The organism is Collinsella sp. 4_8_47FAA (assembly GCF_000763055.1).
Classification (GTDB): Bacteria; Actinomycetota; Coriobacteriia; order Coriobacteriales; family Coriobacteriaceae; genus Collinsella.
The window spans coordinates 66,685-90,105 of the sequence record NZ_KN214136.1 but is presented as its reverse complement, the minus strand read 5'-3'; the positions used below and the strand labels follow the sequence as shown (position 1 = coordinate 90,105).

The following is a 23,421-nucleotide window of genomic DNA, read 5'->3' as shown; positions in this document are numbered from 1 at the left end:
CTTCTGCACGAAGGAGATCGTGGCGAGCGACATATCGACCTCGCCGGACCTCGCCCAGCAGCACAGGATGCTCGACCGGCTCCTCGAGGCCCTGCCCGACGGGGCGGCGCCGACCATGCACTCGGACATGGGCTGGCAGTACCAGCACGAGTCCTACGCCTCCAGGCTGGAGGGGGCGGGCATCACCCAGAGCATGTCGCGCAAGGGGAACTGCATCGACAACGCCGCCACCGAGCAGCTCTTCGGCCACGTGAAGGACGAGTTCTACCGCGGCAGGGAGTGGGGCAGCTTCGGGGACTTCAAGCGCGACCTGGAGGAGTACATAGACCATTGGAACACGCGGCGCAGGCAGGTAAGATTGAAGGGCCTGACGCCGGAGGAGTTCCGGAACCGGGCCCTTGCGGCGTAGTCGCTATTTGTTCAGTCCAAGTTTCGGGGCGCAGTTCAACAGCACCTTTGCGGTGGTTCCCACAAACATCTCGATCTGTAACAGTTAGAGTCCATTTTTCGGCCCACCTGTTACAGATTGAGACATTCAAATTCCGCTCAGGAGATAATCTCGATCTGTAACAGTAACTCAGCAAAATCGACCCTAGATGTTACAGATCGAGACAAACGACCGATATCGACCTAGATAAACTCAATCTGTAACATCTAGCCCGTTTTCGGCCTTACAACTGTTACAGATCAAGACAAACCAACGAAACAAGCCATCGCAAGGGGAACTTTTGTACTGCTTTAGTCCGCGCTACTCACCGAGCATCTCTTGGAGCTTGGCTGCCACGGCATGTCCCAAGCTCTCGTGGCTTTCGGGCATCATGTGCAGATAGTCGATATCGCCCGGCTCGGCAAAGTCGGCGGCATTCAAAAAGTCGCAGCCAAACTGCTCAGCCACATGCGCGTAGTACTCACCAAAATGTTCCGAGGCTTCTACGGAATGCTCGTCAAAATCGGTCATATATACGTCGGCGATCTGCGGCTTAATCTTGATAGGCGCCATCAGCAGAATGCACGGGCAGGGCGCAGCGTCGGTCCACGGAAACGCGCGGACGGCACGGATCAGCGCCATGGCACCGCGGGCGATATCGGAAGCCGTCACGTTAAAGACCGTCTTACAGTCGTTGGTGCCCAGCATGATCACAATGGCGTCCAGCGGCTTATGAGCTTCGAGCAGCATCGGCAGCGCGCGAATGCCGTTGAGGTTGGTGTCCAGATGGCACATGTCGTCGTGCACCGTCGTGCGACCATTTAGACCTTCCTCAATCACATGCCAACCCTCACCCAGGTCACGCTGCACCACACCGCACCAGCGCACATCCTGCGCATAGCGCACTGCTGTGCCGTCGCGCATACCCGCCGGATCATAGCCATAGGTGTTGCTGTCACCAAAGCACAGAACGTTTTTCATCTTGAGCTCCCCATTCAGTAAAAAGCCGACGGGGGCGATCCCTCCCGTCGGCTTGGCATATCACATCACGTGCGCCGATTACAGATACTTGCGCCAATCATCATCGTCCTCATCGTCCTCGGCGGCAGCCTGGGCTTGCTCGGCGGCGCGAGCAGCCGCAGCGCGAGCGGCAACCTGGGCATAGGACTCCTCGTTGCGATCGGGGAAGTTTGCCAGCACGTGCCCGAACTTGGCAAAGTCCTCGTCCCAGCGTGTAGAGGGCACGGCAAAGAAGACCTGCTTGACCTTAAAGTCGCCCGACGCAAGCTCCTTGCGGAAGAGCTCAGCCACGGCCTCAGCGTCAAAGCCGTTGTTGTCGCAGCCCCAAGCACCCAGCACGAGCTTCTCGCGACCCAGCTCATCGCAGATGGCAAGGACAAAGCGGATACGGTCGCGCAGGGCGTCCAGCAGGGCATCGTCACCCACGCGATACTCCTGGCGGGCGCGCTTGGCGTTGGGCGCTGCAGCAACGATTACATCGGCATACGCATGCACGTGGTTTCGGTCGAAGCGCACTGCAGGCACCACCAGCGCACGGTTGCGGTAAAGCTCGCAGTTGATGTTGCGGCGACGGTTCTCGCCATACCATTTACGCTGCTTATCGAGCACGTTGTACAGGTACGAATCAGCACAGAGCGTGGCCTCCTGACCCAGATAGCCCTGGATGTAGCCACCGCCCGGATTGGTAAACGAGGCAAAGGCGAGCACGGCCATGTCACAGAACTGCGCGTAGCCTCGGCCGTTATCCAGAATGGCCTGCGTGGCAGAGGCGTCGAGCACGGTGACCTCGGGCAGGACCGGAGCGGGCTTTTCGGCAGCAGGCGCGGACTCGGCCTCCGCAGCCTCCTCTGCGGGTGCAGGCTCGGCCGTAACCTCAGTCTCGGCGGACGCAACCTCAGCGGTCTCGACCTCGGCGGCCTCAGACTCCTCGGCAACCTGTTCCTCGGCAGCGTCGACCGCTTGGGCCTTGGCCTTTATCGCCGCGACAAATCCGGCAGGCATACCATCGAACTCGCACACGCCGGCAAGCGAGCGCTCAATGTCCTTGGCGCAGGCCTCGGACACAGCCGCCACATGGCGCTCAGCGGCCTTAGCACGCGCCTCGCGCTTGGGATTGGGCTGCCCCGCGCGATTGGGCCTGCGGTTACGGTTCCTGTTGTCGACGTCTGCCATAAGTGGTCACCTTTCTCGGTCTCTGCCGCTATCGGCTTTTCCCATCAATGATACCCCGCCGCGTACAAAAAAGACGGCCCCAAAGGACCGCCTTTCGCGTCGAATTGCGTGCGCGGCAAGCACCGCTGCAATTTGGCACTAGTCGCGACGACCAAGGATGTTCAGAATGCGCAGGAACACGTTGATGATGTCCACGAACAGGTTGGATGCCATGAGCACGGCGTTGGGCAGCGTGGGCGGCACTGTCGTGGCCACATAGGTGTCGTAGCCAATAAAGCCGGCGAACACCACGATCACGATCAGGTCGGTGATGGTCTGCGAGACGCCCATAAACATCAGCACGATCTCGACCAGAATCGTGGCAAGCAGGATGCCAAAACCAATGCCGTACACACGCTGGAAGAACTTGGGGAAGGTCACGCCCAGCGCGCCAAAGACAAAGGTAATGGCAGCGGTGGCGATAAAGGCGGTGTTGATGGTGGGCAGGTCGTAGTTGGCAAGGCCAAACGATGCCGTCAGGCCAAAGGTGCTCGCAAAGACCACGTAACCCACGAGCGACAGGCCCACGGACTGTTTGCTGGCAGCAGCCGACATCATGACGATGCCGACGATGGTCAAAATAAACGAGCCAAAGACCAGCGGCAAAGCGGCGCCGCTCATCATCATGCGCGCAAACGACATGGTGCTCGTAAAGTAAGCACCGGCGCCCATGGCGCAAAAGCCCAAAAAGATCAGGGCAGACATGACAAGGTTGTACGCGCGCGGCGACATCTCCTTGGCACGGCTTGCGCCGGTTTCGATGGGGCCGTTCTGATAGCCCTGGATATCGTTCATACTTCGTCCTTTCAAAAAGTGCCGTGAAAGACGGCACAGCAGATGACAAGATTCCTGCCATTGTACCCGAATGCCGCGCACTCTTACCTGCGGCGTTCACTCTCGAGTGTACGGTCGAATGCCCACACCCACCAACGCATCAGATGAGCCTGCGAGCCATCCGGTCGCTCGCGCGCCTGTTCTTCCAGATACAGTTCGGTCGCATGCCCGCCAAAACGAACCTTATAAGTCGCCGTACGGATGCCGTGGACCGTCAGGCCAAAACCGGTGGACGAGACAATCTCGTCAATCGTAAAACAACGTCCGTCGACCCAGCAGACGGTGACCGGCACGACTTGTCCGCCCGCGAGGATGCGAGCCACGACGTCCACATACTGCTTGTGTACGCGCCGAGTTTTGCCGTCTGTCTGTCGATATTCCATGCCTCCTATTATCGAACGCATGTTTGCATGTTGTAAAGCGAACAGACTGTGGTTTTGGAGTGTCGTAGTAATCGCACGTGTCCGCATGGCGTGTTAGCAAAAAGAACACCCGCGGTCAACAGGGCTAATATTCAATTTTAGTGCCAAAAAGTTCACTTCTCCCATCAGAACTCGGTAAAGAGACCCGCAGGAGGTGATACGATTTATCATGTTTTTGTAACGTGTCTGCAAACTTCGAGAAAGCCCATATATGGACGTAACGTTCTCAACCTTCCTCGGCCAAATTGTGTCGAACCCAGTCCTTGCCGTCACCGTGATCCTCGCGTTGGGCGCCATCTTCGTCAATGGATGGACCGACGCGCCCAACGCCATCGCGACCTGCGTCACTACGCGTTGCATGCCCGCCCGCGCCGCCATTCTCATGAGCGCCGCATTCAACTTCCTCGGCGTGCTCATCATGACGCACTTTAACGCGAGCGTCGCCAACACCATCTCACATATCGTCGACTTTGGCGGAAACAGCACCATGGCGCTCGCCTGCCTATGCGCGGCGCTGTTCTCCATCGTCGTCTACGGCGCCACAGCGTCGCGTTTTGGCATCCCCACCTCGCAAAGCCACAGCCTTATCGCCGGCCTGACCGGTGCCGCCATCGCCCTCGGTGGCGCGAGCAGCGTCAACGTCCACGAGTGGATGAAGGTCATCTACGGCCTGGCGCTCTCCATCGGCCTGGGCTTTGTCATGGGCTGGGTCCTGTGCAAGCTCGTCTCGATTCTTTTCGCCGCCGCCAACAGGCGACGTGCCAATGTCTTCTTTAAATACGCTCAGATCGCGAGCGCTGCGGCCATGAGCTTTATGCACGGCGCGCAGGATGGACAGAAGTTCATCGGCGTGCTCTTTTTAGGCGTGGCCTTTGCCAGCGGCCAGACGAGCGTCGGCGATGCAGGCATCCCCATCTGGATTATGCTGCTGTGCTCGGCCACTATGGGTATCGGCACCAGCGTGGGCGGCGAGCGCATCATCAAGTCCGTCGGCCAGAGCATGGTCAAGCTCGAAAAGTACCAGGGCTTCTCCGCCGACCTGGCGGGCGCCGCAAACCTGCTGCTTGCCACCCTTACCGGCATCCCCGTGTCCTCCACCCACATCAAGACCTGCGCCATCATGGGCGTCGGTGCCGTCAAGCGCCTTTCGGCCATCAACTTCGGCGTGGTCAAGGACATGATGTTCACGTGGTTCTTCACCTTCCCCGCCTGCGGACTCATCAGCTTTGTCATGGCCAAGCTGTTCATGATGTTCCTCTAGCCACACCGAGTGTCCATCCGGACCGCAATACCTCGCCCACCCGTCTTCGCCTCGAAAGGACCCACCCATGGCAAAGAAACCCGATTCGTTCTACTTTGACAACTACGTCGCCTGCGCCGATCTTGCCGTCCAGGCCGCAGAGTTGCTCATCAAGATTTTTGAGAACTTTGACCCCGCGCAGATCCACGACATGCTCGAGGAGATGCATGCGATTGAGCATGCGGCCGACAAGAAGCACCATGAGCTCGAGGATGCCTTGCTCACTGCCTTTATCACCCCGCTTGAGCGCGAGGATCTTGATCTGATGAGCTGCTCGCTCGACACCGTGCTCGATCGTATCGAGGGCGTCGTGCAGCGCGTCTACTTCACCAACATCCAGAGCATCCACCCCGATGCCATCGTCATCGCTCACAAGGTTACCGATGCCTGCCGCGCCATGAAGGACCTGATGGTCGAGCTGCCCAACTACCGCAAGTCCAAGACCCTGCGCGAGCTCGTCATCCAGATCAACACCATCGAGTCCGAGGCCGACGAGCTCTACATCAACGCCATGCGCAACCTGCACGTCAACGGCAAGGATCCGCTCGAGGTCATCGCCTGGCGTGACGTGTATGCCTTCCTGGAGTACTGCGCCGACTGCTGCGAGAATGTGGCCGATGTCGTGGATTCGATTGTCATGAAGAACAGTTAATTGGGGATACATGTCGCACCGGTCGCGGGCCCGACCACTAATACCTTTTTCACTCCGGCTGCAAGCAGAGTCGTTCAAAAGGTATTAGTGGTCGGGCCCGCTCCCTTACGTACCACCATTGGGAACTTTGGCTGATACTTTGAAAGCGATGGAGCTTTTGTTGGCAGGGCCTTGGGACCCGATTGGAAACTTTGGGACAGCCTTAAACGTTTGGCTGGATGGGGCTTTGGGTACCTTTTGGTTTACTTTGGATTGATTCGTTGAATTTGGAGGGCTTGGTTATGAATTATTTGGATTTGGCTCGGGGTCGGTATTCTTGTCGTTTGTTTGAGGCTCGGGCTGTGGAGCAGGCTGTGGTGGATGCCATTGTTGAGGCTGGGCGTATTGCTCCTTCTGCTTGTAATAATCATCCAGCCCGTGTGATGGTGTTGGATACGCCTGAGCTTCTGGAGAAGGCAGCTGCTTGTCAGCCCCGGTTTGCTCGTGATGGGTCCATCTTTGGCGCTCCGCTCATCTTCCTCATTTGCAGTGTTACCGACGACGCTTGGGTGCGTCCCTATGACCAGATGAACTCCAGTGCCATCGATACATCGATTGTCTGCGATCAGATGATGATGGAGGCCGAGGATCAGGGTCTGGGAACGTGCTGGGTGTGCCATTTTAAGCCCGAGTTAGCCCGTGAGCAATTCAACCTGCCCGAGGGCGTTTATCCCTATCACATGCTCGTCTGTGGCTATCCTGCCGACCACATCGCCGACCCCGAGCATCGCGAGGCCCGTACCATTCCCCTCTCCGACTTCCTCCTCAAATAGGTTTTAGTACATGCCCTAAAACCTACCTTTTACCACGCGCCCTTCGCCGAGTTCTGCCCTATCGCGCGCAGAGCTCGGCTATTTCGCGCTAAGGGCGATCGCGCCTCCCCATTGGAATGCAAATGGAACAGCTTTCACGAATAGATGGCCGAGCCGTGGGCGACTAACCCGGTAAACATCATTCCTCGATAAAAGCCGGCACGCGATTAGTCCTGCGCATCTTGAAATCGCCAATCTTGTGAGAGACATAAAGAATGCCGTCCATCCCATCTCGCGATGCATATGACAGGTGAACAGAACCGCAATCCGCTCCATCATTGTCGAGAAGATCGAACGAATTCGGATCGCTTGTTGCAGCCAAACGACCATTCATGCAAGAGCCATCGGCATTACAGATTTGCCATTCCATATCTTCGCCCGCAAGAATCGCCATAGACGGCCCGATTGCATCATCGCTGGCATACATCCCGTCTATGCCAAACCCATTTTCAGCGCCATCGATGAACGACTGCTCGGACCTATACCTCGCAAATGATGCACATAGCACCATTGCAAGACCAACTGCAAGAACAACAATTACAATCTTTACGTAGCTCTTGGCCATCATGCCATCCCTCTTTTCGCTTGCCTAAGGAAATGCGGAAGAAGCTGTTCGTCGCGGCTTGTTTGCACACCTTTCTGCCCCGGTTCGGTTACTTAGGTTACTTGAGAGATCCTATATATGATTTTATCCGTATACGTAATATGAATTTTGGACATATCCAAATTGGTCAATAATTGTGAGAGCTTTCGCCTTCAGTGAAATGTATTGGCTTATCTCTCATGCAAATTAAGTCCCTGGCAGGCGTTCCGAAGAGCACGATATTCTTAATTTGATAAATGGTAGGAATTAAGGCATGTCCCAAAAATCTAATAAAAAGGAGCCCGCAGGTGCGAGCTCCTCTTAAGGGCACGAGATTGTAGCTCTGGCGCTAGTCCAGGTCGTCGGCGGCAAAGTTGTCGATCGGAGCGAAGGGGTCAGCCACGGGGACAACCGGATCAGCGACAGGCAGCGGCTCGGCGGCGGGAACGGTCACCGCAGGAGAAGCGGCAGAACCGACCGGCGTGGAGGCCATAAGATCAGCGGGGAAGGAATTCTGGGCATCGTCCATAAAGTGCTGGATGAGCTTGAGGTACTCGGCCTTGAACTCCTCACGGGAAGCCTTCAGACGGTCGATCTCCTCGAGCTCGGCCTGCTTCTCGGTCAGGGCCTGACGGATGACCTCGCGGGCCTTGGCGTCGGCTTCATTGCGGATGCGCTCAGCGTTCTCGTTAGCGTCGTTGACGATGCCCTCGGCGGTCTGCTGGGCAGCGATCAGCGCAGCGGAGATCTGGCGCTCCTGAGCGGAGAAGTCGGGTGCGGGAGCGGCCACAGGAGCGGCGGGAACGGCCTGAGCGGCAGCGTCCTGAGCCTGGGCAAGCTGAGCCTGCGTGTCAGCAAGCTGCTGCTCGGTGGCAGTCAGACGACCCTTAAGATCGACAATCTTGGCAAGCATAGCGTCAACCTCGGAGGACAGCGTCTCCAAAAAGACGTCGACCTCGGCGGGATCATAGCCGCGCTTGGCCTCAGAGAAAGTCTGAGCCTGGATGTCAGCAGGGGTAATAGCCATAACAAGTTCTCCTTTTTCATCGCCTCGGCGCTGGGCGCCCGACATGAGTTACTGAGCCAGTTCTATACGAGTATACCTATAAGAAGCTGCAGAATCAGCCTCTGCACCAACTGCAACGCAATAATTGCAACGACCGGCGAAAAATCAACGCCACCCATCGGCGGAATAAACCGACGAAACAAGTTGAGCCACGGACCGCAGACGCTATCGAGCACCGCGGCGATATCCTGCAGCAGGCCGCCCTGCTTCATGGGAATCCACGTCATAAAGCAATAGACCACAATGAGCGTGGAGTAGAAGTTGAACAGCGTGTTGACCAGCTGAACAATGGTGTAGATGTTGATGGGAATCTCCTCGTCTTGGGTTTACTTAAGGTAGCCGTCGGCGCGCAGCTTCTTGAGGTCCGAATCCTTGACCTCGCAGCCGGCGGGCAGCACCATAAACACGCGATCGCCCACATCTTTGACCGTAGCGCCCAGGCCGCAGGCAAAGCCATAGCTAAAGTCCAGGACACGCTTGGCGACCTCGGTGCGAACGCCAACAAAAATCAGCGCAACGGGCTGCTTGGTGCGCACACGGCGGACAACGGTCTCGACATCGTCATAGCTCTCGGGACGCAGAACATAGGCAGGCAGCTGCGGCGTGGCGTTAATGATGTTGCTCGCATAGGCCGAGGCGTCGCTCGGCGCAGGAGCGGGCGCAGGTGCCGCGGCGCGAGCGCGAGCGCTCTCGGCATAGCTCGACGGCGTGTCGTAAGCGCCGGGACGATAGCCGCCCGCGATACTATCCTGAGAACGCGACGGCGGATTGTACGTTGTTGCATGACGGGAGTCATCGCCGACCAGCTGGCCGGAGCGCGTGTACACCGCTACAGACTCGGCCTCACCGCGGCGCGTCTGGCCCAGCAGGCCGTTACTCGGCTCGTCCTGGGTATAGAAGCCCTCGCCCGAGGCGCCGCTGTAACCGTTGTTCTGATAGCCATCGTCGTAGCCGTCATCGTAGCCGTAGTCGTCATCCTGGTCATAGCCCTGGTCGTAACCCTGCTGGCCGCCCAGGTGCATCTTATTTTTAATCTCGTCAAGGAAGCCCATGGTTGTGTCCTCTCACGGTTTAGTGCAGGCGCTCTGTAAACCAGTGCGCACTTCAGAGCCCTATTTTACTGCAAACTCCGGGCTAAATACTACCCTGCCCAGGCGAACGAGCGTAGAGCCCTCCTCAAGGGCAGGCTCAAAGTCCTCGCTCATGCCGCAAGAAAGCTCGGGCAGGCTCAGATCGGGATGCGCCGCCTCCAGCTCATTCCTCAGCTCTCGCAGCCCGGCAAAGGTGCGAAGCGCCACATCCTTGTTCCCCCGAGGGGCCATAGTCATAAGGCCCTGCACACAAATTCCCTCAAGTTCCGCAAGCTCGCCGGCAGCGCCACGAATCTCATCGGGCGAAAAACCGCCCTTGGACTCCTCGCCGCTTACGTTAACCTCGATCAGCACCTGCTGGGGGGCGGCGAGCTCGCCAGCTTCGATCTTGCGAATGGCACGGCTCGAGATCGCCTGCGCCAAATGAAGCGAACCAACCGAATGAATCAGCTCGGCGGAGCCCAACACCGCGTTAATCTTGTTGGTCTGAAGGTTGCCAATCATGTCGAAGCGCACCTCGGGCAGCTCCGGATGCTCCGCCAGACCTGTGAGCTTGCGGACGAGTTCTTGCGGGCGGTTCTCGGCAAAATGGCGATACCCCACCTGGATGGCCGCGATGGTTTCATCGACGCCGACGGTCTTGGACACGGCAATCAAACGCGCGGCATCGCGGGGCCTCCCAGCGCGATCGAGCGCGGCATAGAAACGCTCGAGTATCTGCTCGCGGCGAGCGCGCATTACATTCAAATAGTTATCCATTGCCAATCGCCTCCGCTAACAGCACAACAAGTAGTCCCATGCTAGCGCAAGAGCGCGGCCCCGCATCCGCAAGGCCGCGCTCCCTTAGGTATTTACAATCTCTCAACGAACGAGGCTACCCTACTCCTCGTCGTCCTCACCATCATCCTCGTCCTCAAGATGATCCAACAGGTAGCGAAGTCCCTCGCTCACCTCGTTAGCGGGCACCTTGGCAACAAAGCGTGCATCCACGGCAGGCCTCATGATGACGCCCTCGCCCGAAGGCACGCGCATGCTCTCGAGCTCGTCCTCGTCCGTACGGGCGATATCGCCGGCAGTCATACGCTGGCCGGTCAAAAGGAAGGTCAGACGGCAGGCGGCATCGATGGAAATCGAGGCGATGCGATCGAGGTAGCGCGAAACCATGATGGCGCGACGCAGATCGTCATAGTTGCTGTCGTCGTCCATAAAATCGCCCGTATCCATGCGATTAAAGGTGCGGAAGAACCTCTCGTACGCCGCATGCACCGGCTCGTCCTCGACGGCCAGGTTGCAGATGATGGACATGTCGTTAGTGACGAGCGCGGACAGCGACGAGCCCAGCACCTGGTACACGGCCTCGGCCTCGGCCTCAACCGTACCGACGAGCTCCTGGGGCAGTGAGATATCGGCCTTGACCATGTGACGCGTGGCGCGGCAGATCTGGCGAACCTTATCGGTCATGCGCTGCAGGTTAAAGTCGACGTAGATAATCGTCTGCAGCAAACGGAAGTCGGAGGCGACCGGCGACTGCGTAGCGATCAGGTTGTAGCACACGGCCTCCAAGTTGGCGCAGCGAGCATCGATCGAAAGCGTGCGCTTCTTGGTCTTGGTGGCGAGCTTGCGGTCGTCGGTCACATAGGCCTTCACGGCGTCGTGAAGGGCAAGATCAACGGCCTCGTAGATGCTCAGCATCTCGTGACGGGCCTCGACGAGCTGACGGGAAAACAGTTTGCGCATGGTTCACTCCAATCAGTTGGGTGCGGTCATGCCGCCCGCACAGTGAATACGCACCGGACCAGGTCCGATCGGCTTGGGACTAGTCGCACCGATCAGCCAAAGCGGCCGGTGATATAGTCTTCCGTCCGCGAATCTACCGGGCTGGTGAAGATCGCGTCGGTTTGACCATACTCGATGAGCGTGGCGGGCTCACCGGCAACTTCCTGCAAGAAAAATGCGGTGTAGTCGCTGATACGAGCCGCCTGCTGCATAGAATGCGTGACGATGATGATCGTCATTTCGGGCGCCAGCTCGGCCATCAGATCCTCGACCTTAGAGACGGACGTGGGGTCGATGGCGGAGCAGGGCTCGTCCATCAGCAGGACATCGGGCTGAACCGCAAGCACACGCGCGATGCACAGACGCTGCTGCTGACCGCCCGAGAGCGCCAAACCATCCTTGTTGAGCTGATTGGATACCTCTTTCCAGAGGTTGGCACGCTTGAGCGATTCTTCCACGATGTCGTCGAGGTCGCTTTTGCTAGTCACGCCCTGCAGACGAGGGCCAAAAGCGACATTCTCGTAGATGGATTTGGGGAACGGGTTGGGCTGCTGAAAAATCATGCCCACGCGACGGCGAAGGTCGACCGGGTCGACGCCCTCGGCATAGATATCGTTGCCGTCGAGCGTCATGGTGCCCTCGACACGAGTGCCCTCGATAAGGTCGTTCATACGGTTGATGCAGCGCAAAAACGTCGATTTGCCACAGCCCGAAGGGCCGATAAACGAGGTGATGGCGTTTTTGGCGATGTTGAGGTCGAGCCCCGTCAGCGCATGAAAGTCACCGTACCAAAAGTTGAAATCCTTGGCCGTGATGGCCGCTTGCTCCGGCGTGGGAGCGGACTGATAGACGGACATGGGACTCCTTAACTAGCGGCGCTTGCGCGACAGATAACGCGCAAACAGGTTGAAGGCCAGAATAATCGCCATCAGCAAAAGCGCGGTGCCGTAGGCTGCGTTCATGTTGATGCCGTCGTTGGCAAGCAAATAGAGATGAACGGTCATGGGACGACCGGAATCGAGCGGCGATATAGGCAGGTTGATGGCCTGACCCATGGTGTAGAGCACCACGGCGGTCTCGCCGATGGCGCGGCCGATGGCAAGGACGATGCCGGTGGCGATGCGGCCAAAGGCCGAAGGAAGCACGATCTTGGAGACGACCTGCCACTTGGTGGCGCCCAAGCCATATGCGCCCCAACGAATATAGCGTGGAACGGCGCGGATTGCCTCCTCGGTGGTGCGCATGACGATGGGCAGCATCAGAAGCGCCAGCGCCAGGGCGGCCGAGACCATCGAAAGGCCCAGCCCCATAGCCTCGACAAACAAGGCGTAGCCAAAGAGGCCCATAACGATGGAAGGCACCGAGGCCAGGGCATCGGCAGCATAGCGAATGATGTCGACGACCTTGCCCTGTTTGGCGTATTCGGCCAGATAGACCGCAGCCAAGACGGCAACCGGCGTGCAGATGAGCATGGCGAGCGCCGTCACGTAGATGGTCGAGACGATCGTGGGCCAGATGCCGCCCTCGGCGTTTACGCCCTGCGGCCAGCCAAAGATAAAGTCGAGCGAGATATGCGGCAGGCCGTTGATGACCACGTAGGCGATGATGGCGATCAACACCAGCGTGGTGATATACGCCGCGGCGCGAAACACGCCGAGCATGATCCTGTTGGAGAGGTCCTTGTTGATGCGGCCCTTCTTGCCATGGGAAAGGGCGCGCTTGATGCGTTCGCGCGACGAGGTCGTATCGACCGTCGTGTCAACGGAATCGGACATAGCCTACCCCCTCTTCTTGGAAATCAGGCGGACGATACCCACCAGTGCAGCGGAAATGATAAACAAGACAACGCCCATGCCAAACAGAGCCGAGCGATGCAGGCCCGAGGAATAACTCATGTCGAGCGCGATCTGACTCGTGAGCGTCGAGATGGGGCTCGAGATGCTGTCCGGGATGACCGGGGCGTTGCCCACGACCATGAGCACGGCCATGGTCTCACCGATCGCACGCCCCATACCCAAGACAATTGCATCGACAATGCCCAGCTTGGCTGCAGGAAGCACGACCTTGTAGATGGTCTGCCACTTGGTGGCGCCCATGGCATAGGACGCCTCGCGAATGCCCATGGGAATGGAATTGAGGGCGTCGATTGTGAGCGTGGTGATGGTGGGAACAATCATGATGGCGAGTACGAACCACGCCGTCAGCGCGCCAAAGCCAAGACCGCCGGTCAGCTGCGCGATAAACGGACGGATGATGACCATGCCAAAGAAACCGTAGATGATGGAGGGGATGCCCGCCAGCAGGTCGACGGCGGGACTGATGAGCCTGCGCACGCGCTTGCTGGCAATCTCGACCAGATACACGGCCGTACCCACACCCAGGGGCACGCCCATGGCGAGCGCACCGACCGTCACCAGACCAGAGCCCGCCAGCAGCGACATAATGCCGTAGTGACCCTCGGAGGGCGCCCACGTAAAGCTAAAGAAGTCCGCCAGGCCGATGTCGGTAAAGACGGGCAGCGCCGAGTACGTGGTAAAGACAAAAATCAGGATGACGGTGACGACCGCCAAGAACGCGCAAGCAAAGAAGATCCACTGCAGCGCCTTCTCCTTGAGATAGGTGCTGCGTGACACCAGCGCCAACTCACGCTTTTTGGACGCCTGAGCCTCCTGCTCAATCTGGGGGGTTTCCTGTGCTTCCACGCTACTCACTCCCCTTTCCGTCGTTGGTGACGGGAATAAAGCCCGCCTCGCGAATCTGCTTGTCCATCTTCTCGGACGTCACATAGTCAATGTAGTCCTGCGCCTGCTGCGAAGGCGTACCCTTCACGAAGAAGTAAAGGTCGCGCGAGATGGGATATCCGCCGCTTGCGACCGTCTTCTCGGATGCCTCGACATGGTTGACCGAAACGGCCTTAACCGAGGTCTTGGCGTTGAGGCTCTCGACAAAACCCAGCGAGATGTAGCCAATGGCGCCACGCGAGCGAGACACGACATCGCGTACCTGGCCCGTACCCGAAAGAACGGCCGAGCGACGATCGAACGGCGTGCCGTCCATCACGATGGTACGGAAGGCCTCGCGCGTACCGGACGCCTCGTCGCGGTTGATAACCTGAATCTTCAGGTCCTCTCCGCCGACTTCCTTCCAGTTGGTGATCTTGCCGGCGTAAATATCGCGGAGCTGCTCGGTCGAGAGATTGTCGACCGGGTTGTCGTCGTTCACGATGACCGCGATGCCGTCGTGCGCGATTACAATCGGGGTCAGGCCCAAATCCTGCTCATCGTCATTGAGGCCACGAGACGAGCTGGCGATGTCGGCCGTGCCGTTGCTGACGGCCTCGATACCTGCAGAGGAGCCAAGACCGGAGACGAGCACGTCAATGCCGGTCTCTTCCTTAAAGCCCTCGGCCGCGATCTCGGCAATGGGAAGGCAGGTTGTCGAGCCGGCAACGGTAATAGAAGACGTAGAAGATCCCGAGGAGCAGGCGCACAGTGTGAGCATGAGAACTGCCGCGCTCAGGACCGATGCGATCTTTCTCATAGCATCACACCGATCGCAGCATGGCGCCCGCAGGTGCCACCCTCGTTGCGGTAGGAATAAAAACGATCGTTCTGACGAACGGTGGAAAGCTTGGTGTCCACAATACAGCTCGCTTCGACGCCGGCGTCCATAAGCGCCTCGTGAATGGCGGCGGAAAGATCGAGCATACGAGAAGCGGTAGCATCGATGCACGCGAACTCGGTGGCAAAGCGGTCTATAAGTTCTTGAGAGACCTCGTACTCGTCGCCCAGAATATGGGGGCCAATATAGGCAGAGATGTCATCCGGCTTGCAGCCAGCCGCCTCGCAGAGCGCTTGGCACGCCTTGGCGGAAATGCGCGTAATCGTGCCTTTCCAGCCAGAGTGCACCACGGCAAAGCCACCGGAAGCCACCAGCACCACGGGAACGCAATCGGCAAAGCAAAGCATCACGGGCACCTCACGGACCGTGCAGACGATGGCATCGCAGCCCTCGGCAATCTGCTCGCGAATATTCTCGAGATCTTCGGCACCGTTCGAGGTCACCGTCACGACATGGTCACCATGTACTTGATTGGGGACGAGCAGATTATGGTCGCACTCAGCGGCGCCCATGGCTTCGAGCGCTCGACGACGATTTTCTTGAACAGCAAAGGGGTCATCGCCTACATGCGAGCCCAGGTTGAGCGAGGAGTACGCATCTTCGGAAACGCCACCGGTGCGCTCGGTAAAGGCAAAGCGAACATCGTGCGTCGCGCCCTCTACCAACGTAACTCCATCATGGTCGACACGCGAAACGTTGTCCGCACGTGCTGCCATACTAAAGCCTCCTAATAACACAAGTATCGCGGCGACGCCGCTGCAGTCCGTGTCATACGGCTGCCATACTTCATCAAAAGGATACCCGCAGCGGTAGGGACCAAACGTAAAGGGAACGTAAGGAGATTGGAGGCTTTCGTTTACAAAGGCGAAACGCAACAAAAAGGGGTGCGCCCAATCGGACGCACCCCATGCAGGTCGTTAAGAAAAACGAACTAGAAGCTGCCGCGCTTGAGGAAGTCGGGAAGCTCAAACTGGTCGTTGCCAAAGTTCGGGAGCTCGGTACCACCGACGTTGCGGGTCGGAGCTGCCTGAGCCGGGCTCGTGGCAGGAGCAGTGCGCTGCGGCTCGGCGGAAGCGGCCTTGCTCTGGGACTGCTGAGCAGCGAAGAGCTCATCCTGACGGTTGACGTTGGAGTCGGAGAAGCCCGTGGCGATAACGGTGATGCGCACCTGGTCGCCCAGGGACTCGTCAACAACGGTACCGAAGATGATGTTGGCCTCGGGGTCGACGGCATTGGCGACAACGTCGGCAGCGTCGCTGATCTCCTGGATGCCCAGGTCCTTGGAGCCGGCGATGGAAAGCAGGACGCGAGTGGCACCATCGATGGAGCTCTCGAGCAGCGGGCTGGAAATAGCCTGCTGGGCGGCGTCGACGGCACGGGTGTCCCCAGAAGCGGTACCGATGCCCATCATAGCGGTACCGGCCTGCTTCATGATGGTCTTAACATCGGCGAAGTCCAGGTTGATGATACCGGGGACGGTGATGAGGTCGGTGATGCCCTGGGTGCCCTGGGAAAGGACGCCATCGGCGATTGCGAAGGCCTCGAGCATGGTGGTCTTCTTCTCGGCGATGTCGAGCAGCTTGTCGTTGGGGATAACGATCATGGTGTCGACACAGTCGGAAAGCGTCTTAATGCCCTCTTCGGCGCTCTTCTTGCGCTTGCGGCCCTCAAACGTAAAGGGCTTAGTCACGACGGCGACGGTCAGCGCGCCGACCTCGTTCATCGCGATATCGGCAACGATGGGAGCAGCGCCGGTACCGGTGCCGCCGCCCTCGCCGCAGGTGATGAACACCATGTCGGCGCCAGCGAGCGCCTCGGCGATGTCGTCGCGGGACTCATCGGCGGCCTTACGGCCGACCTCGGGGTTGGCGCCAGCGCCCAGGCCGCGGGTCAGGTCGGTGCCGATGTGCACCTTGATATCGGCATCAGAGATCGCGAGTGCCTGAGCATCGGTGTTGATGGCAACAAACTCGACGCCGCGGATACCCTCTTCGATCATTCGATTGACCGCGTTGGTACCGCCGCCGCCGACGCCGACCACCTTAATGACGGCAAGGTAGTTGTTGATCTCTGTCTCGTGCATGTCGGTCCTCCGAACAAAGGTTATAGCCATAGCATGGGTTGACCCCTGCGCACATTAACCTTCAAGTTGAAAGTAAATGCAAAGGTAAACCGTATTATGTTTGCACATTATGAACGCATCAGTCAAATAATTGACGGTGAAAACCAAACAAACCAGATAAACGGCGCGGTATGCCCCGTCAACAAAGGCTAGAAGACGCTACGAGGTCGGCGCGTTCCTAAACGTATAGTTGCCAGGAGATCGAACGTTGATATACGTCACGCCCTCCACCTGCGAAAGCAACTTGGTAACGATACGCTCCTTTTTAGCGATGTCGTCCGAATCGCCGAGCGACACCTCGATACCATTATCGAGGTTCGCCGAGATGGCCTCGACCGAGGGCGTGGAAATATCCTTGACCTGGCCCAGGAACTCGCTCGAGAAACCGCGGACGTAATCCAGGCCGGCGTTGACTGCCTTGGAATTTACCGCTTGCCCCGAAACCGGTGCGACATCGGCCGAGACATCGGTCAGCAGCACCGCACCGTAATGCTTGGCGAGCGCCAGGGCGGCATCGATACCGGTCAGGGTGTTGGCACCCTCCCCCGTTGCGGTGACGTTGCCCTGGTCGTCAACATCGACCGAGGTAGACAGCGGTACAATCCATGTGTCATCGTCCCCGATCGCCCATGCAAGATCGTCGGAGCTAATGTAGGCAATTGCGATAACCTTGCGTTCCGTCGGCGTGATGATGAGCGTATGGGGAAATTGACGCTGGACATCCACGCCCGAGACCCACGGATTTTGCTTGAGGCCCTCGGTGATCTGGTCGGGATTCACATTGAACAGCGACGTGTTCTCGGGCAGATCGATCAGCTGGATAGCATCGTGCTTGGTCACATGCTCGCTGCCCTGAATCTGAATATCGGTGGCAGCGAACAGGCCAGAGTTAATGACAACGATGGCAACGACCGCAAGCACTGCCAAAGCGGCAAGGATGCCGCCCACGATTTTGCCCTTGCCCTTAACGGCAGAAGCGGCACCCACTGCATGATTTGCCAGGGCGCCGACCGACGACAGCGGAGTAGAACCCTTTTTACCCGATTGCGGTTTTGCGGAAGCCGGCACCGACGTCAGCGAGCGCGGCTTCGATGCACTCAGCGTGCGACCGGGACGCGTCGCCTTTGCCCCCAACGATGGCTTGGGCGACGCTATGGGGCGAGAAGGCTTGGCGCCCAGCGCCGATTTGGGCGTCAACGAGGGACGCGCCACCGGACGAGTAACCTTTTTGGCCGTGGAGCGTCCGCCAAGCTGCGGACCGGCAGACGGACGCTTGGCAGGCCGCACGGACTCGACGGGCTTAGAAGGCATGACAGATTTACGTTGAGGCTGAGACGGTGCGCCGGAACGCCCTCCGGCGCGGCGGAAGGTTGGTTTCGATGCTCTAGAAGCCGAGGAATTTAACTTCCGGTCTGAGCTCGATGCCATACGCCTCCCTCACCTTTCCGTGCACATGCCTGATAACCGCGGCCACATCATCGGCCGAGGCGGTTCCGTTATTAACGATAAAATTAGCGTGTACGGGCGAAACTTCCGCGCCGCCAACCGAAAAACCCTTTAATCCACAATCCTCGATGAGCTTACCCACGCTCGCATCGGGCGGGTTGCGAAAGACCGACCCGCAGGATGCACAGCCCATGGGCTGTGTGCGCTTGCGCCGCGTCAGGTACCGCTCCATGCGTTCACGGATATCGACCTTGGGAGCGGGTTTGAGCTTGAGCACGCACTCCAGAATGATCTCGTTACGCGGCAGGCTGCATTCACGGTAGCCCCAAGCGATCTCCGAGCCCGCATAATGCTTGATTCCGGAGCCCGGGTCAAATGTAACGACATCTTCGACCAGCGAGCCAATCCACTCGGTTCGCGTGCCGGCATTCATGGACACGGCGCCGCCAACGGAGCCGGGAATACCGACCGCAAACTCAAGGCCCGAAAGGCTGCGCGACAGCGCGTCATTGACCAGGCGTGCGAACATCACGCCCGCACCGACCGTCAGCGTACAACCGTCATCGGCGACAACCGTACGCTGAAACTCGCGCCCCAGCGAAATAACGGCGCCGCGATAGCCTGCATCGGCAACAAGCAGATTAGATCCCTTGCCGATAATGACCCACGGCACCTGCTCACGGTCGAGCACCGCCACGGCGCGGCGCAGGGCATGATAGCTGTGACACGTCACAAAGAGGTCCGCCTTGCCGCCGATACGATAGCTCGTATGGCGCGCGAGGCGTTCATCCTCGATTACGTCCGTATCGATCATGCCCGAAAGCGCCATGACGGCGTTAAACAGACCCATGGGGTTTAAGCGTCCTTCTTGGCAGTCAGATACTCGATGAACTCGGGGCCAACGGTCGTAACGTCGCCGGCGCCCATGGTAAGCAGAAGATCGCCCTCACCTACCATCTTCTCGAGTTCACGATTGAGCTCAAGACGGCTGGAGCAGTACACGACCTCCTTGCCGGGGTGCTTGGCGCGCACAGTGTCGGCGAGCATCTTGGAGGTAACGCCCGGGATCGGCATCTCGCCGGCAGAGAACACATCAATGAGCAGCAGCTTATCGGCATTGGCGAAGGCATCGGCAAAGTCATCACACAGCGCCTGCAAACGCGAATAGCGGTGCGGCTGGAACACGACGTCGACATGCTTATAACCCAGCGACGAGGCGGCGGCAAGCGTCGCCTTGATCTCGGTGGGGTGATGGCCGTAGTCGTCGACCACGGTAATACCATCGATATCGCCCACATGGGTAAAGCGGCGACGGACGCCCTCAAAGCTCGAAAGCGCCTTTGCGGCGGCGTCGATATCGAGCCCCAGAACATGAGCGACCGTAAGAACCGCCGTAGCGTTGAGCATGTTGTGGCGGCCGGGGTTGCTCTTGATCTCGACGGCGTGCTCGGTACCATCCTCAAAGCGGACGACAAAGTCGCTCTGGATGCCCTGGACGTCCGGATGCACGCAGACGATGTCGTTGGTCTCGGCAAAACCGTAGGAGAACACGTGACGACCGGTCGACCTGGCAAGCTCGACCAGATGCGGGTCCTCGCCACAGACGATGACCGTGCCGTCCTCGCCCACCAGACTCATAAACTTGGCGAAGGTAGCCTCGATCTCCTCGATACCCGAGTAGTGATCGAGATGGTCGGCCTCGACGTTGGTCACAATGACCACGTTGGGGTTAAGGAACAGGAAGGAGCTGTCGGACTCATCCGCCTCGGCGACAAAATAGTCGCCCGAGCCGTCCTTGCCGTTGGTGTCGTAGCCCTCGACAATGCCACCGATCAGGAAGCTGGGGTCCAAACCCATGCGGTCGAGCATGGTGGCGCACATCGATGAGGTCGTGGTCTTGCCGTGAGTACCGGCGACGGCGACGGTGGTGTAGCCGTGGCCCAGAGCCGAGAGCATCTTGGCGCGGGGCCACACGGGAATACCCAGCTCGCGCGCACGGACGAGCTCAGGGTTGGACTCGGGAATAGCGGTAGAGACCACGACGACGTCGGGCTTGACCTCGTCGATGGTGGCAGCCTCATGGCCCACATGCACTTTCACGCCGGCGCGGGTAAGCTGACGAATATAGCGCGACGTCTTAAGGTCGGAGCCGGTAACGACATAGCCGCGCTCGTGAAGGACGAGGGCGATGCCGCTCATGCCGGCGCCACCTATACCGATAAAATGGGCGCTCTTGAAATCGGGCGCGGAGGTTGCAGTCTGGGAATCAGCCATGTGCTCGTGTACTCCTTGCGTAAACACTGCCTGTAACCCGTCTACTGTACCGCACCTACCGCATCCGCGCGAGGGCGACCCGCGATATCCCGTCTAACTAACGCAATCCTTCTACCGCGTCTGCCAAAAGGGCGGCAGCGCGGTCTTGGGCCAAACCGCGAGCCGCCTGGCGCATGGCATCGCGCGCCTGCGCATCATCGATAAGATGCAGCAGCTCATCGGCAAACGCCTGGGTATCGATATCGGAGTCGGCGCAGAGCACGCCGGCACCGGCATCGACCAGATAGCGGGCATTGGTGGTCTGATGATCGGCCGTCGCATGAGGATACGGCACCAGCACCGAAGGTGTGGCAAGAGCGGCGATCTCGGCAACGCTCGAAGCGCCCGAGCGCGAGAGGACCAAATCGGCCGCGGCCAGCATATCGCCCATATTGTCGATGTAGGGCTGGACGCGATACCGCTTGGCCTCCTCGGGCGTCAGGGCAAGAGCGCGCTCGGTGTCCTCAAAGCCATCGGCGCCCGTCGAATGCAAAACATAAAGATTCTCGCGCGAGAGCAACTCGTTTTTAAGCGAAGCCACGCGCTCATTAAGATGCTGGGCACCAAGTGAGCCGCCAAAGACCAGCAGGAGCGTGGCGTCCTCGGGCACATCGAGAGCCCTGCGGCCGCGAACCCGGTCGCCCTCGATCACAGAGCGGCGCACGGGGTTGCCGGTCATGAGCACATGGTCAGGATCGCCCTCGCGCTCAAACACGGAGCGCGCTGCCGGCACCGAGATGCAAACGCGGGCGGCATGCGAGCTCATCATCTTGTTAGCAAGGCCCGGGACGGAGTTCTGTTCGTGCAGCAGATACGGAATGCCAGCGTCCTTGCACCAGCCCAGAAGCGGGACCTCGACATAGGCGCCAAAACCTATGGCGACATCGGGCTTGCAGGCTTTGGAAAAATGGCTGCCGAGCGCGCGCTTCGCCTTATGGACACGCCACAGCGAGCTCAATGCCGTCCAAGGGCGAGAGCGGTCGAAGCCCGTAACCGTAATCGGCACAAAATCGAACCCCGCCTCGGGAACCAGACGACCCTCGAGCTTATGCGACTGGCCCACAAACACAACGTGGTGGCCACGGTCACGCAGCTCCTCAGCCAAGGCGAGTGCGGGGTTGATATGTCCCGCCGTGCCGCCGGCTGCGATAGCAACGGTCATGTTATCGGTCATGGTAGTCCCTTCGTACGCGCGGTCCCTGCTCGTCGGTGCGCAAGCGCGCCGATGGGTCCGAATTCAGGTCGATTCGATTATATCCGCCGCCCGTATTGCGCGGCGTCGGTCGTTGCGGGCGACCCTGTGTCGCCGAGCGTGGCCGGGGACGAGCATCCGACTCCGATGCAAAACCGTTCAAGACGGTAAAACCGCCACGCGACGAACGCTCCCCACGCACATGGGGAACCCCGGCGGTGCTCTCGTCCATAACGGCAAAACTATCGCGGCGACGATCGTATTCATCGCGTCGAGCGCTCTCGTGCGAGACGCGCAAGATAAGCCCGGCGAGCATGAGCGACACGATAATCGACGAGCCGCCATAGCTGATAAACGGCAGTGGCTTACCCGTCATGGGAAACACGTTGAGAATACCCAGCGCGTTGATCAAAAACTGCACCGCGAGGATAACCGCAGAGCCCGAAGCCATGAGCGCCCCGCGACGATCGGTAGCCTGCTCGGCGATTCGAAACGCCGAGTAAATCAGCATCGCAAACACCAAGAAAAACAGCAGCGTCCCCAAAAAGCCAACCTCCTCGCCAATGATGGCCAGGATGTAGTCGTTGTGCGCCTCGGGCAAATACGAGTACTTCATGGTTGAGTTGCCGATACCGCGGCCGAACAGTCCGCCCGAGGCAAACGCCATAATGGCGAGCGTTGCCTGATACCCGTCTCCATATTCATCTGCCCAAGGGTTCAAGAGAACCTGAATGCGCACCATACGGTACGGCTCGACGACAAGAGCGATCACGATGATGACGGCACCAGCAAGAATCGCACCAATAATGAATTTTGGGTCAAGGCCGGCAAAGAGCGCCATGCACATGATCGTCAACAGAATAATCAGGATGGTGCCAAAGTCCGGCTGAATAAAAATCAAGAAGATCGAAGGGCCCAAATAGAGACCCATGTTCTTAAGGAACTCATTGATGTTGCCACCGGGCGAAAACACACGGTCGAGCATAATGGCCGAATAGGCAATGGCAAACGGCTTGAGAAACTCCGATGGTTGAAACTGAATGCCGGCAATGCTCAGCCAACGCGTAGCGCCACGGCTGCCACTACCAACAAGGAACACCGCAAGCAGCAAGATCATCATAGCGATAAGAGCAAGTTTAAGCGCCCCTTCGCCAAACCAGCTGTCAGGTGCAACGCGCGCGATGAACTCGAGGGCGGCAACACCGACGACAGTGAACATAAACTGTCGAAACAAAAAGTAGGTCGCGGAGCCGTTCTCGTGAAGTGCCTCGACTGAAGAAGCCGAGTACACCATAAGCAGGCCAAAACAGACCAGCGAGAACAGGCAGGTCAAAAAGACCAAGCGGGGTCGCATGATGCGCGCGGGGACGCCGGCGATATAACGCTCACCGATGCCCTGCGCGCCACGACCGGCACGCGGCGTGCTGCGCTGCGAGGAAGCACGGTCCGAGTCGGGCCTCCTCATGTTCTGTCGGGGGCTCTCCTCTCTCACC

General features: G+C 58.9%; 25 protein-coding genes. 4 read left to right on the top strand and 21 right to left on the bottom strand.

Features of this window, described 5'->3' with window-relative positions; all coding sequences use genetic code 11:
* Positions 1-409: IS3 family transposase (locus HMPREF9463_RS06770; protein ID WP_035137986.1), on the top strand; the 409-nt coding region annotated here is incomplete at its 5' end.
* A 339-nt stretch (positions 410-748) separates the two neighbouring features.
* Here HMPREF9463_RS06770 and HMPREF9463_RS06765 read toward each other — a convergent pair.
* The 4 genes from HMPREF9463_RS06765 to HMPREF9463_RS06750 all read right to left on the bottom strand — a co-directional run bounded on the left by HMPREF9463_RS06765 (position 749) and on the right by HMPREF9463_RS06750 (position 3,876).
* Positions 749-1,408: an SGNH/GDSL hydrolase family protein gene (locus HMPREF9463_RS06765; RefSeq protein WP_035137985.1), complete on the bottom strand. Its 660-nt coding sequence runs from the start codon at positions 1,406-1,408 to the stop codon at positions 749-751.
* 78 nt (positions 1,409-1,486) lie between these two features.
* Positions 1,487-2,620, bottom strand: a complete 1,134-nt coding sequence (locus HMPREF9463_RS06760) for a TIGR02452 family protein (protein WP_035137984.1) — start codon at positions 2,618-2,620, stop codon at positions 1,487-1,489.
* Positions 2,621-2,758: 138 nt separating this feature from the next.
* Positions 2,759-3,454: a Bax inhibitor-1 family protein gene (locus HMPREF9463_RS06755; RefSeq protein WP_035137983.1), complete on the bottom strand. Its 696-nt coding sequence runs from the start codon at positions 3,452-3,454 to the stop codon at positions 2,759-2,761.
* An 83-nt stretch (positions 3,455-3,537) separates the two neighbouring features.
* Positions 3,538-3,876, bottom strand: coding sequence for a hypothetical protein (locus tag HMPREF9463_RS06750; RefSeq protein WP_035137981.1), 339 nt, complete (start codon positions 3,874-3,876; stop codon positions 3,538-3,540).
* Positions 3,877-4,126: 250 nt separating this feature from the next.
* Between HMPREF9463_RS06750 and HMPREF9463_RS06745 the strand changes: the two genes are divergently transcribed.
* The 3 genes from HMPREF9463_RS06745 to HMPREF9463_RS06735 all read left to right on the top strand — a co-directional run bounded on the left by HMPREF9463_RS06745 (position 4,127) and on the right by HMPREF9463_RS06735 (position 6,679).
* Entirely contained in the window at positions 4,127-5,176 is a 1,050-nt protein-coding gene (locus HMPREF9463_RS06745) for an inorganic phosphate transporter (RefSeq protein ID WP_006234237.1), read from the top strand.
* A 67-nt stretch (positions 5,177-5,243) separates the two neighbouring features.
* Entirely contained in the window at positions 5,244-5,867 is a 624-nt protein-coding gene (locus HMPREF9463_RS06740; protein ID WP_035137980.1) for a DUF47 domain-containing protein, read from the top strand.
* A 281-nt stretch (positions 5,868-6,148) separates the two neighbouring features.
* Positions 6,149-6,679 (top strand): nitroreductase family protein, encoded by a 531-nt coding sequence (locus HMPREF9463_RS06735; RefSeq protein WP_035137978.1) that lies wholly within the window; start codon positions 6,149-6,151, stop codon positions 6,677-6,679.
* 178 nt (positions 6,680-6,857) lie between these two features.
* On the opposite strand, the gene HMPREF9463_RS06730 is transcribed toward HMPREF9463_RS06735, so the two are convergent.
* From HMPREF9463_RS06730 to ftsW, 17 genes are all read right to left on the bottom strand, one after another.
* Positions 6,858-7,283 (bottom strand): hypothetical protein, encoded by a 426-nt coding sequence (locus tag HMPREF9463_RS06730; protein WP_148334197.1) that lies wholly within the window; start codon positions 7,281-7,283, stop codon positions 6,858-6,860.
* 367 nt (positions 7,284-7,650) lie between these two features.
* Positions 7,651-8,328, bottom strand: coding sequence for a DivIVA domain-containing protein (locus HMPREF9463_RS06725; protein ID WP_035137975.1), 678 nt, complete (start codon positions 8,326-8,328; stop codon positions 7,651-7,653).
* Between the two features lie 62 nt (positions 8,329-8,390).
* Positions 8,391-8,636 (bottom strand): YggT family protein, encoded by a 246-nt coding sequence (locus HMPREF9463_RS06720; protein ID WP_255360343.1) that lies wholly within the window; start codon positions 8,634-8,636, stop codon positions 8,391-8,393.
* Between the two features lie 57 nt (positions 8,637-8,693).
* Positions 8,694-9,419 (bottom strand): cell division protein SepF, encoded by a 726-nt coding sequence (locus HMPREF9463_RS06715; protein WP_035137970.1) that lies wholly within the window; start codon positions 9,417-9,419, stop codon positions 8,694-8,696.
* Positions 9,420-9,479: 60 nt separating this feature from the next.
* On the bottom strand, positions 9,480-10,217 hold the full coding sequence (locus HMPREF9463_RS06710; RefSeq protein WP_035137969.1) for a YggS family pyridoxal phosphate-dependent enzyme: 738 nt from the start codon (positions 10,215-10,217) through the stop codon (positions 9,480-9,482).
* 120 nt (positions 10,218-10,337) lie between these two features.
* Positions 10,338-11,195, bottom strand: coding sequence for a phosphate signaling complex PhoU family protein (locus HMPREF9463_RS06705; protein ID WP_035137967.1), 858 nt, complete (start codon positions 11,193-11,195; stop codon positions 10,338-10,340).
* 92 nt (positions 11,196-11,287) lie between these two features.
* Positions 11,288-12,091, bottom strand: a complete 804-nt coding sequence (gene pstB, locus HMPREF9463_RS06700; protein ID WP_035137966.1) for a phosphate ABC transporter ATP-binding protein PstB — start codon at positions 12,089-12,091, stop codon at positions 11,288-11,290.
* Between the two features lie 12 nt (positions 12,092-12,103).
* Positions 12,104-13,009 (bottom strand): phosphate ABC transporter permease PstA, encoded by a 906-nt coding sequence (pstA, locus tag HMPREF9463_RS06695; RefSeq protein ID WP_052044129.1) that lies wholly within the window; start codon positions 13,007-13,009, stop codon positions 12,104-12,106.
* A gap of 3 nt (positions 13,010-13,012) precedes the next feature.
* Positions 13,013-13,936 carry a phosphate ABC transporter permease subunit PstC gene (gene pstC / locus HMPREF9463_RS06690; RefSeq protein WP_052044128.1) on the bottom strand — a complete coding sequence of 308 codons (924 nt, stop codon included), beginning with the start codon at positions 13,934-13,936 and terminating at the stop codon, positions 13,013-13,015.
* A gap of 1 nt (position 13,937) precedes the next feature.
* Positions 13,938-14,774: a phosphate ABC transporter substrate-binding protein gene (locus HMPREF9463_RS06685; RefSeq protein WP_035137964.1), complete on the bottom strand. Its 837-nt coding sequence runs from the start codon at positions 14,772-14,774 to the stop codon at positions 13,938-13,940.
* Positions 14,771-15,571, bottom strand: coding sequence for a purine nucleoside phosphorylase YfiH/LACC1 family protein (locus HMPREF9463_RS06680; RefSeq protein WP_035137963.1), 801 nt, complete (start codon positions 15,569-15,571; stop codon positions 14,771-14,773). The genes HMPREF9463_RS06685 and HMPREF9463_RS06680 overlap by 4 nt, the downstream gene beginning before the upstream one ends.
* Before the next feature lie 215 nt (positions 15,572-15,786).
* Positions 15,787-16,938 carry a cell division protein FtsZ gene (gene ftsZ / locus HMPREF9463_RS06675; RefSeq protein WP_035137962.1) on the bottom strand — a complete coding sequence of 384 codons (1,152 nt, stop codon included), beginning with the start codon at positions 16,936-16,938 and terminating at the stop codon, positions 15,787-15,789.
* 198 nt (positions 16,939-17,136) lie between these two features.
* Positions 17,137-18,288 (bottom strand): FtsQ-type POTRA domain-containing protein, encoded by a 1,152-nt coding sequence (locus tag HMPREF9463_RS06670; protein ID WP_232219769.1) that lies wholly within the window; start codon positions 18,286-18,288, stop codon positions 17,137-17,139.
* 73 nt (positions 18,289-18,361) lie between these two features.
* On the bottom strand, positions 18,362-19,273 hold the full coding sequence (murB, locus tag HMPREF9463_RS06665) for a UDP-N-acetylmuramate dehydrogenase (RefSeq protein WP_035137959.1): 912 nt from the start codon (positions 19,271-19,273) through the stop codon (positions 18,362-18,364).
* 5 nt (positions 19,274-19,278) lie between these two features.
* Positions 19,279-20,697, bottom strand: coding sequence for a UDP-N-acetylmuramate--L-alanine ligase (gene murC, locus HMPREF9463_RS06660; RefSeq protein ID WP_035137958.1), 1,419 nt, complete (start codon positions 20,695-20,697; stop codon positions 19,279-19,281).
* A 97-nt stretch (positions 20,698-20,794) separates the two neighbouring features.
* Complete coding sequence (murG, locus tag HMPREF9463_RS06655; RefSeq protein WP_035137957.1) at positions 20,795-21,910, bottom strand: undecaprenyldiphospho-muramoylpentapeptide beta-N-acetylglucosaminyltransferase; 1,116 nt, start codon at positions 21,908-21,910, stop codon at positions 20,795-20,797.
* The gene (gene ftsW / locus HMPREF9463_RS06650; protein ID WP_198019945.1) at positions 21,900-23,420 is read right to left on the bottom strand and encodes a putative lipid II flippase FtsW; all 1,521 of its coding nucleotides are present in this window, start codon (positions 23,418-23,420) and stop codon (positions 21,900-21,902) included. The genes murG and ftsW overlap by 11 nt, the downstream gene beginning before the upstream one ends.
* Position 23,421 lies beyond the last annotated feature (1 nt).